This is a genomic window from Brucella sp. BE17 (assembly GCF_039545455.1).
Classification (GTDB): domain Bacteria; phylum Pseudomonadota; class Alphaproteobacteria; order Rhizobiales; family Rhizobiaceae; genus Brucella.
Map to the genome: position 1 here is coordinate 1,389,593 of NZ_CP154467.1, position 13,602 is coordinate 1,403,194.

The following is a 13,602-nucleotide window of genomic DNA, read 5'->3' on the forward strand; positions in this document are numbered from 1 at the left end:
GCTCCTAATAGCTGCGTGTCGGGCGATCCATGACGCTGCGGCCAAGCAGGCTCGCCATCAGGTCCACCATGACCGTCGCGGTGCGCCCGCGCTCATCAAGAAACGGGTTGAGTTCCACAAGATCGAGGCTTGTCACAAGTTGGCTATCGTGCAGCATTTCCATAATCAGATGCGCTTCGCGGAAAGTCGCGCCACCCGGCACCGTTGTGCCAACGGCAGGAGCGACCGATGGATCCAGAAAATCGACGTCAAGGCTGACGTGCAGAAGACCATTCTCGCTTTTCACGCGATCCAGAAAACGCCGCAAAAGTGCGGCAACGCCATGCTCATCGATCAGGCGCATATCGAAAACCGAAACCTTGGTTTTCTGGATCGCCAGACGCTCGGCTGGATCGACACTGCGAATGCCCATCATGCACACATTTTGCGGGTCAATAGCAGCAGCAAGCGGTGGAAAATAGCCTTCAAAACCTTTCTGGCCGGTATAATAGGCGACAGGTGTGCCATGCAGATTGCCGCTATCGGTCGTTTCCAAGGTGTGAAAATCCGTATGCGCATCAAGCCAGAGAACAAATTGCTTACGGCCTTTTTCAGCAGCCCGGCGCGCAATGCCCGGAACGGTGCCTGCAGCCAGCAAATGATCGCCGCCGAGAAAGATCGGAAACCCATCCGCGCTTTCGCGATAGGCGGCTTCGCTAATGGCCTCGATCCAGGCAACCGCATCAGGAAGCGCCTTGATTGTCGCATTGGGGTGACTGGAGGGCCGCTTTGGCGCAGGCGACAGATTGCCGAGGTCGCTATAGCTATGGCCCAGCTCACGAATGGCATCCGCTATACCGGCAGCGCGATAGCCGTCCGGCCCCATATTGCAGCCAAGACGACCTGTTCCTTCCTGAACCGGCAATCCCAAAATCTTGCAGTGCATCAAAGGCATCTCCTTTTGAACCCTTCTCCCAAGATTGAACATTTGTGCTTGGCGATGTGAACCATACGGATTGGCAAATATATCGTAGTGCTTTATCAAATTGCCAGATTTGGCTCTCAAATTGGAGGACGCATGGACGAGCTAGACGAAAAACTGATTACGCTCCTGCGCCACAACGGTCGCCGCAGCATATCCGATATTGCGCTGGATATGGGTGTATCACGGGCAACCGTGCGTGCGCGCATGGAGCGTCTCGAGCGCTCGGGCGATATTCTCGGCTATACGGTGATTTTACGCTCTGACGCCGTAGACCTGCCGGTTCGCGGCATCATGATGATTGAAATCGAAGGCCATGTCGCCGACCGTGTGGTCAAATCGCTGGGCGGATTTTCCGAAATATCGGCCGTTCATACGACCAATGGCCGCTTTGACCTGATAGTCGAACTGGGCGCGGCAACGCTTGCCGATCTGGACGCCGTGTTGCGGCGCATTCGCCTTGTACCCGGCATCAAGGCCAGCGAAACCAATCTTTTGCTTGCCACACCACGCTCGACCAAAGCCCGGCTCTGAGCCGTCAAAAAGCCGGGAAGACCCCGGCTTTCATTGGTTAGGATGTATTGTCTTCAGGCAAGCGTCGGATAATCCGTATATCCTTTCGCACCACCACCATAAAGATTATCCTGGTCAAGCTCGTTGAGCGGGGCATTCTCCTTGAGACGAAGTACCAGATCAGGATTGGAAATAAACGGCTTGCCGAATGCTACAAGATCGGCACGTCCGCTTGCGACTGCATCTTCCGCCAACGCACGATCATAGCCGTTATTGACCATCCATTGAGCTTTGCCGCCCGCATCGCGATAAACCTGCTTCAACCGCGCATAATCGAAAGGTGCCGCACCCTGCTGGAAGTCGCGTGCGCCACCCGTGGCCCCTTCGATGATGTGAATATAGGCCAATCCATAGGCGGCCAGCTTTTCAACGACATAATCAAACAGAGGCTGTGGATCGGAATCAGATGCATCATTTGCCGGCGTTACCGGCGACAGGCGAATGCCAACCTTGCTGCCATCAACAGCCTTGGTCACAGCTTCAACGACCTCACCCAAAAAACGGACGCGATTTTCGATCGAACCGCCATATTCGTCGCTGCGGTGATTACAGCCCGAACGGAGAAACTGGTCGATCAGATATCCATTGGCGGCATGAATTTCCACGCCGTCAAAACCTGCAACCTCTACCGCATCCTTGGCCGCTTTGGCATAGGTGGCAATGATCTCCGGCAATTCACTCTTTTCCAGCGCCCGCGGCTCGGATGTCGGTACAAATTCGCCGGTACCGTCAGGTTTGACCAGATAGGTCTTGGATTTCGCCGTAATCGCCGAGGGCGCAACCGGTTTGCCCCCATTGGGCTGGAGACTATTATGCGAGATACGCCCCACATGCCACATTTGTGCGAACATATGCCCACCCGCCTTGTGCACAGCATCGGTCACGCGCTTCCATCCGGCAAGCTGTTCCGGCTCATAAAGGCCCGGCACATCGGCATATCCTTGCCCCTGATGACTGATGGGGGTTGCCTCGCTGATGATCAGCCCTGCACTGGCGCGCTGCTCGTAATAGGTGACATTGAGGTCGTTCGGTACAGCACGCGGCGAACGATTACGTGTCAACGGTGCCATGACAATGCGGCTGGCAAGCTTGATATCGCCGACTGATACAGGATCAAAAAGTGTGTCCATAAAAGTCTATCCTTCAGGTTTGAAAAGGTTCAGAGTTCAGACAGCGCCTTCAAAAAGGCCGCTATGGCCTCCTCGTCACGCTTATAAAAAGTCCATTGCCCGACACGGGCGGGCACGATCAGCCCCACCTTGGTCAGAACGGATAAATGCGCTGATACGGTCGATTGAGAGAGACCACACCGCTCGAATTGCCCTGCGCAGACACCCATTTCTAAAGAGATGTGCTGGGTAGAAAAATGCTTTTCCGGCTCCTTGAGCCAGCTCAGAATTTCAAGACGAACGGGATTGGCGAGTGCCTTAAATATCTCTTCCAGATTACTGGCCAAAGCCTGTTGCATCGCACGCACCTCGCGGACCTTCAAACATATCGTATTTTCTCGATATAAATATCGCTGACACCCGATTTAAAAAGGGCCAACGCATTCACATAGACGTGACTCTTAGAAAAACCAGCTTTCCTGTGGACGATTGTTCCCATCTTGATTGCTCTGAAAATGCATCCGACTATGTATGGTCAACGGACGATCAATGAACTGGGAAAAACATGGCGGACGACACAAAACGCATTGCAGCGATCATTGCGGCGGAAATCAACGCAAAGCCGGAACAGGCATCGGCTGCCATTGGCCTGCTCGATGAAGGCGCAACGGTGCCTTTCGTTGCGCGCTACCGCAAGGAAGTCACTGGCGGACTGGACGACACGCAATTGCGCCTGCTTTCCGAACGCCTGAGCTATCTGCGCGAACTCGAAGCACGTCGCAGCTCCATTCTGGAAACCATCCGCGGACAGGACAAGCTTACCCCAGAACTTGAACTCAAAATTGCAGGCGTCAGCACCAAGGCGGAACTGGAAGATCTTTATCTCCCTTATAAGCCCAAACGCCGGACCCGCGCGGAAATCGCCCGCGAGCGTGGTCTTGGTCCTCTCGCTGAAGCAATCCTTTCAGATCGCACTCTCGTGCCATCTGAAATCGCGGCGCAATATGTGACGGACGAAGTGGCGGATGTGAAATCTGCACTCGACGGCACCCGCGACATCATTGCCGAGGGCTTTGCGGAAAATGCCGAATTGCTCAAAACCCTGCGCAACCATCTCAAGGACAAAGCCGTGCTGCGCTCACGCGTTGTCGATGGAAAGCAAGAAGCTGGCGCAAAATTCTCCGACTATTTCGACCATGCCGAGCGCTGGGCGACAGTCGCGGGTCACCGTGCGCTGGCCATGCTGCGCGGGCGCAACGAGGATTTTTTGTCGCTCGATATTGAAGCGGATGCCGACGACACCTCACCCGTCAAACCCGTCGAGCGGAAAATTGCAGCCAGCTATGCTATCGGCGCGACCTTGCCCGGCGACCGCTGGCTGATGGAGGTTGCTGGCTGGGCATGGCGGGTGAAACTCTCGCTGTCTCTCTCGCTCGATCTGATGCGCGAATTGCGCGAGCGGGCGGAAGAAGAAGCGATCAACGTCTTTGCCCGTAATCTGAAAGACCTGCTTCTGGCAGCCCCCGCAGGCTCGCGCGCCACCATGGGGCTTGATCCGGGCATTCGCACCGGCGTGAAGGTTGCCGTGATCGACGGCACCGGCAAGCTTCTCGACACGACGACCGTCTATCCCTTCCCGCCCAAAAACGATGTGCGCGGCACACAAGCCGCGCTTGCAAGTCTGGTCGCCAAACACAAGATCGAGTTGATCGCCATTGGCAACGGCACCGGAAGCCGCGAAACCGAGCGTCTTGTCATCGATATGCTTTCCGACATGCCCGCACCCAAACCGCTAAAAGTCATCGTCTCGGAAGCAGGCGCATCGGTCTATTCGGCATCTGAAGCGGCGGCGGCGGAGTTTCCGCAACTCGATGTGTCGCTGCGCGGTGCCGTCTCCATCGCGCGGCGCCTTCAGGATCCTTTGGCGGAACTCGTCAAAATCGAACCGAAATCCATCGGTGTCGGGCAATATCAGCACGATGTCGATCAGGTGCGGCTGGCCCGCATGCTGGATGCTGTGGTGGAAGATGCGGTGAATGCCGTTGGCGTTGACCTCAACACCGCTTCCGCTTCGCTTTTGGCGCGGGTTTCAGGCCTTGGTGCCTCGCTTGCAGAAGCCATCGTCGCGCACCGCGATGAAACGGGCGCGTTCAAAAACCGCAGGCAACTTTTGAAAGTCGCGCGTCTTGGCAACCGCACCTTCGAGCAATGCGCAGGCTTTTTGCGCATTGCGGGCGGCACCGAGCCGCTCGACGCCTCTTCCGTGCACCCGGAAGCCTATGGCGTGGCAAAAAAGATTGTCGCGGCCTGCGGTCGCGATGTGCGCAGCCTGATGGGCGATAGTGCCGCCTTGAAGGCGCTCGATCCACGTGTCTTCGTCGATGAACGCTTTGGTCTGCCGACCGTACGCGACATTATTGCAGAACTCGACAAGCCCGGTCGCGATCCGCGCCCGGAATTCAAGACCGCGACATTTGCCGATGGCATTGACGATATCAAGGATTTAAAGCCCGGCATGATGCTGGAAGGTACGGTGACAAATGTCGCAGCTTTCGGCGCTTTCGTGGATATCGGCGTGCATCAGGATGGTCTCGTTCATGTCTCGCAACTGGCCGATCGTTTCGTCAAAGACCCGCATGAAGTGGTCAAAGCAGGCGATGTGGTGAAAGTGCGTGTGACGGAAATTGATGTGCCACGCAAACGCATCGGCCTTTCCATGCGCAAGGATAGCGGCGAAGCCCCTGCTCCACGCTCATCCTCGCCGCGCGACCAGCGTCCGGTCAAAAATTTCACACCACAGCGTAAAACCGAGCAACCCTCGACCGGCGGTTTCGGTGCGGCTTTACTCGAAGCCATGAAAAAGAAATAGATACAAAAAGCCCGGAAATACCGGGCTTTTTTAATCAGAGCAGCATATCAGCGATATGCGCCATCTGTGCGCCTGCCTCGTAATAGGCTTCGCGCAGGGGGCGGAAATTCTGCGCTTTGGGATCACGGACCGGCAGTGGAAGATCATCTTCCGCAATCTGGCCGGAAACAAGCTCTGCCAGCAATTTGCCAAAAACGGTGCCCGGCGCGATGCCACGGCCATTATAGCCGGAGAAGCCCACGACATTGCGGGCAAGACGATGAAATTTCGGCAGACTGTCATCGGTCATGCCGATCTTACCATACCATTCATGTTCGAATTCCACCGCGCCCAAAGCTGGAAACAGCCGCCTGAGAGCCTTCTTCGCCCATGCCCGATGAACGGCAGCCCCCGTATTGCGCAAAGCACCAACGCTGCCGAACACCAGTCGACCTTGCTGATCGAAGCGGAATGAGGACAGCACTTCCCTGGTGTCCCATGCACCCTGTCGCTCCGGCAGGATGCTTTTGCGCAAGTTATCGGACAGCGGCCTGGTCGCCATGTTGAAATAGGGCAGATGCACGAGCTCCGCACGCACTTCAACCCATGGCACATTGGTATAGGCATTGGTCGCAACCACGACCCAGTCAGCCACAACAGAGCCATTGGCGGTCTTGACCCGCCATTTGCCGTTGTGTTCCTCGGCCCCGATCACCGGGCTTGATGTAAAGATTTCCGCTCCCGCAACAAGCGCTGCATGCGCCAGTCCGCGCACATAGGCGAGCGGCTGGATGGTGCCTGCGCGCAGATCGAGCAGCGATCCGGCATAGGCACCCGTTCCGACCTTGGCTTGCGTTTCCTTCGCATCGAGCAGTTTGACATTGGCCCCACGCGGCGCCCATTGCGCATGGCGATCTTCGAGTTCCTTCAAGCCTTTGTCACCCACAGCACAATGCAGCGTGCCCTGTCTTTCGACTTCGCAGGCGATCTTGTGCTTTTCAATCAGATCAAAAACCAGTTGCGGCGCATTGCCGAGCACATCGAGCAGGCGGTCACCGTATATTTCACCCAAGACGTCGGCAAGATCGTCGGGCATCACCCACATGCCTGCATTGACCAGACCGACATTGCGACCCGATCCGCCATAGCCGATCTCCATCCCTTCGAGCACGATTGCTTTCACGCTTTTTTGCGCCAGATGCAGTGCTGTCGAAAGACCGGTAAAACCGCCGCCGACAATGACCACATCCACCACCTTCTCACCGTTCAGCGTGAAGGTGGTCGGAGCGGCGGGCGCAGTCTTTTCCCAAAGGCCGTGGGAGCGTGGATCGTTGAGCATGGGCAACCACTTTTAAAACAGGGACCGATCATTTCGGCATTGCACTATTTCATGCACGCACCCATGTCTTTGACAGCAATATTTTGGCAACAAATCATGCCGGTTCGGAATGAACGAGGCTTGAATAGTTCGTATTGCCGACCTGTCCGGCAATCCACTGGCAGAAAACCTGCGTCAGCGGGTTTTCGAGTTTACCATCGGGTACGACCAGATAATAATCATTTTCGGTGCGCATCGGCTTTTCGAACAAAAGCCGCAAATCGCCACTGCGCAGTTCCCGTTCAATCAGATAAAGCGGCAGCAGCGCTATGCCGAGGCTTGCCAGAGCCGCTTCTATCACCATGGAAAACTGATCGAAACGATGACCGCGATAGGCCGTCTGCCCCTCGACGCCGCAGCTTTCGAACCATTGCGCCCACATTTTGGGTCGGGTGGCGAGATGCAGAAGCACTTCGCCCTCAAGTGCTTCCGGGTCTGATGGGCGACGGTTCTCCAGAAATGCCGGGCTTGCCACCGGAACCACCACTTCACTGCACAGATAGGTGCAGCTCGCATGCGCCCAGACCGGCTGACCATAATGAATGGCCAGATCAAAAGGCTGTTCCTCGAAATCAAACACGCCCGAGCGCGAGGCTACATTGAGCGCGATACCCGGATGCTTTGCCACAAAATCGGGAATGCGTGGCATCAGCCAGCGCGTGCCAAAGGTCGGAAGTGTGGCGACACTGAATGAAGATGTGGATTTCGCCGACGCCATGGCACGCAGCATAGTATCTTCGGTCTGATGAAGCAGGCGGCGCACTTCGGGCAGAAATTTTCGCCCCGCATCGGACAAAAGAATGCGCTGACGGATGCGTTCGAACAAGAGCACGCCAAGCTGGCTTTCCAGATCTTTGATCTGGCGGCTGACGGCACTCTGGGTGAGGCTGAGTTCATGGGCTGCCTGTGTGAAGCTGCCATGACGCGCCGCACATTCAAAAGCTTGCAGCGTGGCGATATCGGGGATCAATCTTCGGCTGAGCTTCATTCCAGTCTCGCATAAACATAGTTGCTTTCGTTGCGACCATAGCTGCAAGTGAGGTGATATGATACGTTTTCATCATAACCTCACCCTGTTTTCGCAAAGCCGATTCAATCCCGGGAAGAAGCCATGAACACCGCCCCTCAAAAACTCGATGTGAAGAAAGAAACCGCGGAGCTGCTTGATCGGCTTGGCGTTGATGCTTCTCTTTTCACGGATGGCGATCTTGCCGGTTTCAGCCCGGTTTCGGGCGAAGAAATAGCCTTGATAAACACCCACAACCGGCCAGAAGCTGAGCAGATTATCGACAAAGCCGACGAAGCATTTCGGGTATGGCGCACTGTTCCGGCACCCAAGCGCGGCGAACTGATCCGTCTGCTCGGCGAAGAACTGCGCGCTTCCAAGCAGGATCTTGGCCGTCTTGTCTCCATCGAGGCTGGCAAAATCCCCTCGGAAGGTCTGGGCGAAGTGCAGGAAATGATCGATATCTGCGATTTTGCGGTCGGCCTGTCACGCCAGCTTTATGGGCTGACCATTGCTACCGAACGCCCCGGTCACCGCATGATGGAAACATGGCATCCGCTCGGTGTCGTCGGCGTAATCTCGGCGTTCAATTTCCCGGTTGCCGTGTGGTCGTGGAATGCGACACTGGCAATCGTCTGCGGCAATGCGGTGGTGTGGAAGCCGTCAGAAAAGACGTTGCTTACCGCCCTTGCCTGCGATGCAATTTTCAAACGTGCCTTGAAACGTTTTGGCGATGCGCCTGAGGCCGTGTCACAACTCCTGCTCGGCAACCGTGAAATCGGTGAAGTGCTGGTGGATAGCCCGAAGGTTGCGCTTGTCTCGGCAACTGGCTCTACCCGCATGGGCCGCGAGGTGGCCCCACGCCTTGCAAAGCGCTTTGCCCGTTCGATCTTGGAGCTGGGCGGCAACAATGCCGGTATCGTCTGCCCTTCGGCCGATCTCGACATGGCGCTGCGTGCTATTGCATTTGGTGCCATGGGCACGGCTGGCCAGCGCTGTACAACGCTCCGCCGTCTCTTCGTGCATGAAAGCGTCTATGACGCGCTGGTACCACGCCTACAAAAAGCTTACGCCAGCGTTTCGGTCGGCAGCCCGCTTGAAACAAGCGCTCTCGTCGGACCGCTGATCGACAAAGCGGCGTTTGACACAATGCAAAAGGCGCTTCAGTCAGCAGCCGCACACGGCGGCACGGTTCAGGGCGGCGAACGCGTCGATACGGGTCATGAAAACGCCTATTATGTGCGCCCGGCCATCGTCGAAATGCCAAAACAACAAGGCCCTGTTCTCGAAGAAACCTTTGCGCCGATCCTTTATGTGATGAAGTATTCCGATTTCGATGATGTTCTCGCGAGCCACAATGCGGTCGGTGCAGGTCTGTCATCATCTATCTTTACGCTCGACCTTCAGGAAGCCGAGCGCTTTCTTTCTGTCGAAGGGTCGGACTGCGGCATCGCCAATGTCAATATCGGAACGTCGGGGGCCGAGATCGGCGGCGCGTTCGGCGGAGAAAAAGAAACCGGTGGTGGACGTGAATCGGGTTCGGATGCGTGGAAAGCCTATATGCGCCGCGCCACCAACACGATCAATTATTCAAAGGCGCTGCCGCTCGCACAGGGCGTTTCCTTCGACATCGATTAGAGCTTTTAAACCCCGCTTCGGCGGGGTTCTAATTGTCTACACGGCGGCGATTGCGGTTATCGCGTGTCAAAAATCGTGGCTTTTGAGCACCGAAAGCGCAAAAAGACGCTATTTGCAGGCCGCCAGCACCGGAATCTCTCACCCCATGCGTTCGGATGCATACGACCCAGGACTTGCTGGAAAGACGACTGTGCGATTGCCGTTGAGGAACGAGCGGTGATGGATATGCGCGTGGACGGCGCGCGCCAGAACCTGCGCCTCGACATCGCGACCGATCGAAACATAATCGGCGGCACTTTGCGCGTGCGTCACCCGCGCCACGTCCTGTTCGATGATCGGGCCTTCATCGAGATCGGCAGTCACATAATGCGCCGTCGCTCCAATCAGCTTTACGCCGCGCTCATAGGCTTGCTTATAAGGGTTCGCTCCCTTGAAAGATGGCAGAAACGAGTGGTGAATATTGATGATACGCCCGGACATCTGCTTGCAAAGCTGGTCTGACAAAACTTGCATGTAACGTGCCAGAACAACCAGTTCGGTGCCGGTTTCATTTACGACATCCATCAACTGCTGTTCGGCTGCCGGTTTGTTGGCCTTGGTCACAGCGATATGGTGGAAGGGGATATCGTGATTGACCACAACCTTCTGATAATCAAAATGGTTCGACACCACCCCAACGATATCGATGGGGAGTGCGCCAATCTTCCAGCGGTAGAGAAGGTCGTTGAGGCAATGACCAAAGCGCGACACCATCAGTAGCGTCTTGGTACGATGCGCATTGTCATGAAACTCGAAATCCATATCGAAGGAGGCTGCGACCGGCACGAAACCGTCGCGCAAAATGTCGAGCGCAACGCCTTCCTCGGAAATGACGCTCACACGCATGAAGAAGCGACCTGTATCAAGATCGTCGAACTGGGCGCTATCGATAATATTGCAGCCCTTGCCAGCAAGATAACCCGAAATAGCGGCGACGATGCCGCGGGTGGACTTACAGGTGACGGTCAGCACAAAATTATGCATCGGACTTCCTCAACTTTCCAAGGCGCTAGCCAAAATGACATCGCGAAGCTAATCCACGATACGGCATCCGCCATGCCAGAATGCGTAATGCACTGACCGGATTGCGCTATCAAGCGTCTTTGCAAGAAAGATTGTGCTATTTTTCAGAGATGCGGGTTCCGGTCGCGGTAGCGCACGACAAGGTCACGGTTCACCTCGGACGAACCTGGCATATTGGCGCTGAGATAAATTGGAGCATCCCCCGCGCCTACAAGCCGTGCCGCGACATCCGCGAAAATTGCGTTCAATATGGTAACGCCGAGCGCGGTGGAAACAGGTCCGACCTTGAGCGCACTGCCTTCCAGTTCCAGAACTGCATCTCCTGCGGGCGCATCATTGTCGAGTACGACATCAGCCAGCGAATGAAGCTGGGTGCGGCCATTGGCTATCGCAGTTGAATAGGCAACAGACGTGAGGGCTATGACCGAAGCCCCCTTTTCACAGGCATGACGTGCAGCCTCGATAGGTGCTGCATTGACCCCGGAATTGGAGACAACGATCAGTACATCGCCTTCACCAATGTTATACCGTTCAAGGATCGGGCGCACTGCACCTTCTATGCGCTCGAAATGCGAGCTTGCGACAGCGCCGTCTTCCAACATGATTTCGCCACAGAGGATCGGCACGGTAATCGCCAGCCCGCCGGCGCGATAATGGAGTTCTTCCGCCATCATATGCGAATGGCCGGTCCCGAACACATAAACGCGCCGGTCAGCGCGTGCGGCAGCAGTAATAAGGTCTGCCGCTTTTTCCATCGCGCCTGCAAGCCTGTCACGCGAAACGGAAAGCCGGGCGATCAGATCGTTGAAATAGCGTGTCGTGATATCGCTCATAAGCCTGCCACCTGTTTTCCACCAGACCGCCATGTGGCTTTGGCAAAAAGCCCGTCATCAAGATGCACCGCATCCATGCGCATGCCGGGGCGCAAAAGGCCGCGATCAGCAAGGCGCAGATAGCGGGCCGGATAAAGGCTTGCCATACGTAAGGCTTCGGCGAGCGTGAGTTCGAGCTCTGCCACGCCAAAGCGAATAGCCGAAGCCATATCGAGGTCGGAACCGGCAATGGTGCCATCGGAAAGCACCAGCTTGGAGCAGAGGCCGCCTGGCACACGCTTGACCGAGCGTCCGTTGATCTCGAAACTTAGTTTGTCAGACCCTACCAGCGCCATGGCGTCGGTGACAAAGAAAAGATGCGCGTCACCACGCTTTGCCCGAAGCGCCAGCCGCAACGCCATAGGGTCGACGTGGTGACCATCGGCGACAATCCCGCACCAGATATCGGGATGCTCAAGGGCGGCGCCCGTCAGCCCCGGCGCACGATGACCGATCTGGCTCATGGCATTGTAAAGATGCGTGACACTGCGCGCACCGGCATCGAAACGTTCAAATGCCTGTTCTGCTGTGGCATCGCTATGACCGATGCTGACGATCACACCCGCATCGCTCAAGCGCCGGACCTGTTGCGGCATTACCTGTTCAGCGGCCAATGTCACCAGCAGCGTGCCGATCTGTTCCGCCGTGTGGATATAAAGCGCGATATCGGCATCATCGACCGGACGCATGAGTTCGGCGAGATGCGCTCCTTTTCGCGCTGGTGCCAGATGCGGGCCTTCAAGATGCAGACCCGCCACGCCCTTGTCGGCCTTAACTGCTTCCACCGCCGCCTCAATGGCCCGGTCGCGCACCGGCATTGTGTCGGTGATCAGCGTCGGCAGAAGGCTGGTGGTGCCGAATTTGCGATGCCCTTCGGCAATCAAAAACATGGTTTGCGGCGACGGGTCGTCATTAAGCATGCGTCCGCCGCCGCCATTGACCTGCGCATCAATGAAGCCCGGGGCCAAAACGCCACCATTCAACCGTTCGACCTGATGCGCCTCGCCCAGTTCTGTCTCTGGCACGATGGCTTCGATCTTGCTATCGCTGAAAATGAGCGCACTTTCGTCATGAAAGCGTTCGCCGTCGAAAATACGTGCGCCCGCAATTGCCGATTTTCTGCTCATATCGTCACCGTGACCTTGTTGAGATTGCGTGGCTTGTCGGGATCAAACCCCTTACGGCGCGACACCGCCTCGATCACGCGGTAATAATTGATCAGCGAAACCAGCGGATCAAGATGGGCGCTGCCCGTGCTGGCCGATTGTAGGCGGAAACCCGGCGTTTGAGCATCGGAAAGCGTGACGATGCTGGCATCAAAGGAATCGAGCCGCTTCAACGCTTCGATATTGGTCTTGAACGCTTCGTCCTGTGGCAGAAAGGCGACGACCGGAAACCCTTCCTCGATCAGACGCATCGGCCCGTGCATGAGTTCGGCCAGCGAAAAGGCCTCGGCATGAATATTGGCCGTTTCCTTGGCTTTGAGTGCGGCCTCAAGCGCAATGGCAAGCCCCGTGCCGCGCCCACTGGTATAAAGCGAACGGGCATTAAAAAGCAGATTTTCAACCGGCTCGCGTCCATCTGTACGGGTTGCGGCCAGCGCTTCCGGCAGGCGCTTTAGTCCCGCTTGCAAATCCTGATCTCCGCTTGCAGCCGCCACAACGCCGGAAAGGGCTGCAACCGAAGCAATGAATGATTTCGTTGCAGCAACGCTTTTTTCTTCGCCCGCATGCAGCGCCAGAACTATGTCGGCCTCTTTCGCCAGAGGGCTGTCCAACACATTGACGACTGCAACCGTCGTCGCACCACCCTTCTTGGCTGCGGCCTGCACGGCCACGATATCGGGGCTTGCGCCCGACTGCGACACGGTGAAATGCAATCCGCGCTCCAGTTTTAATTGCGCGCCATAGACCGAAGCAACCGAAGGGCCGATGGAGGCAACCGGAATGCCAAGCGAGATCTCGGTGAGGTATTTGAAGAAGGTCGCCGCATGGTCGGACGAACCGCGCGCAGCGGTCGTAATAACCGCTGGTTTGTTGTTTTCAAACACGCGTGCGATTTCAGCAAAAGTCGCGGCTTCCTGCTCCAGAAGTTTTGCCACCACACCCGGAGATTGTTCCGTCTCCTGCAGCATCAGCGAAGAAGCATCATTCAT

The 13,602-nt window shown here is 56.5% G+C and carries 12 protein-coding genes; 3 read left to right on the plus strand and 9 right to left on the minus strand.

What is annotated here, in order from left to right; all coding sequences use genetic code 11:
• Positions 1-4: 4 nt before the first annotated feature.
• Positions 5-925: an arginase gene (gene rocF, locus AAIB41_RS06755; protein WP_343312524.1), complete on the minus strand. Its 921-nt coding sequence runs from the start codon at positions 923-925 to the stop codon at positions 5-7.
• 132 nt (positions 926-1,057) lie between these two features.
• Here rocF and AAIB41_RS06760 point away from each other — a divergent pair, with 132 nt between their 5' ends.
• Positions 1,058-1,495, plus strand: coding sequence for an Lrp/AsnC family transcriptional regulator (locus tag AAIB41_RS06760; protein WP_343312526.1), 438 nt, complete (start codon positions 1,058-1,060; stop codon positions 1,493-1,495).
• A 53-nt stretch (positions 1,496-1,548) separates the two neighbouring features.
• On the opposite strand, the gene AAIB41_RS06765 is transcribed toward AAIB41_RS06760, so the two are convergent.
• Together AAIB41_RS06765 and AAIB41_RS06770 are read right to left on the minus strand one after the other, a co-directional pair.
• Positions 1,549-2,664 carry an alkene reductase gene (locus AAIB41_RS06765; protein WP_343312528.1) on the minus strand — a complete coding sequence of 372 codons (1,116 nt, stop codon included), beginning with the start codon at positions 2,662-2,664 and terminating at the stop codon, positions 1,549-1,551.
• A gap of 29 nt (positions 2,665-2,693) precedes the next feature.
• Entirely contained in the window at positions 2,694-3,002 is a 309-nt protein-coding gene (locus AAIB41_RS06770) for a metalloregulator ArsR/SmtB family transcription factor (protein ID WP_343312530.1), read from the minus strand.
• Positions 3,003-3,208: 206 nt separating this feature from the next.
• Here AAIB41_RS06770 and AAIB41_RS06775 point away from each other — a divergent pair, with 206 nt between their 5' ends.
• Positions 3,209-5,512: a Tex family protein gene (locus AAIB41_RS06775; RefSeq protein WP_343312532.1), complete on the plus strand. Its 2,304-nt coding sequence runs from the start codon at positions 3,209-3,211 to the stop codon at positions 5,510-5,512.
• A gap of 34 nt (positions 5,513-5,546) precedes the next feature.
• On the opposite strand, the gene AAIB41_RS06780 is transcribed toward AAIB41_RS06775, so the two are convergent.
• On the minus strand, positions 5,547-6,830 hold the full coding sequence (locus AAIB41_RS06780) for an FAD-binding oxidoreductase (protein ID WP_343312534.1): 1,284 nt from the start codon (positions 6,828-6,830) through the stop codon (positions 5,547-5,549).
• Between the two features lie 94 nt (positions 6,831-6,924).
• The gene (locus tag AAIB41_RS06785; RefSeq protein WP_343312536.1) at positions 6,925-7,857 is read right to left on the minus strand and encodes a LysR family transcriptional regulator; all 933 of its coding nucleotides are present in this window, start codon (positions 7,855-7,857) and stop codon (positions 6,925-6,927) included.
• 123 nt (positions 7,858-7,980) lie between these two features.
• On the opposite strand from AAIB41_RS06785, the gene AAIB41_RS06790 reads away from it, so the two are divergent.
• Positions 7,981-9,513 (plus strand): aldehyde dehydrogenase family protein, encoded by a 1,533-nt coding sequence (locus tag AAIB41_RS06790; protein WP_343312538.1) that lies wholly within the window; start codon positions 7,981-7,983, stop codon positions 9,511-9,513.
• A gap of 138 nt (positions 9,514-9,651) precedes the next feature.
• Here the strand turns inward: AAIB41_RS06790 and purU are convergent, their stop codons facing one another.
• From purU to AAIB41_RS06810, 4 genes are all read right to left on the minus strand, one after another.
• On the minus strand, positions 9,652-10,536 hold the full coding sequence (gene purU, locus AAIB41_RS06795; protein ID WP_343312540.1) for a formyltetrahydrofolate deformylase: 885 nt from the start codon (positions 10,534-10,536) through the stop codon (positions 9,652-9,654).
• Positions 10,537-10,679: 143 nt separating this feature from the next.
• On the minus strand, positions 10,680-11,408 hold the full coding sequence (locus AAIB41_RS06800; protein WP_343312542.1) for a sugar isomerase domain-containing protein: 729 nt from the start codon (positions 11,406-11,408) through the stop codon (positions 10,680-10,682).
• Complete coding sequence (nagA, locus tag AAIB41_RS06805) at positions 11,405-12,574, minus strand: N-acetylglucosamine-6-phosphate deacetylase (RefSeq protein ID WP_343312544.1); 1,170 nt, start codon at positions 12,572-12,574, stop codon at positions 11,405-11,407. The genes AAIB41_RS06800 and nagA overlap by 4 nt, the downstream gene beginning before the upstream one ends.
• Positions 12,571-13,602: an SIS domain-containing protein gene (locus tag AAIB41_RS06810; RefSeq protein WP_343312546.1), complete on the minus strand. Its 1,032-nt coding sequence runs from the start codon at positions 13,600-13,602 to the stop codon at positions 12,571-12,573. The genes nagA and AAIB41_RS06810 overlap by 4 nt, the downstream gene beginning before the upstream one ends.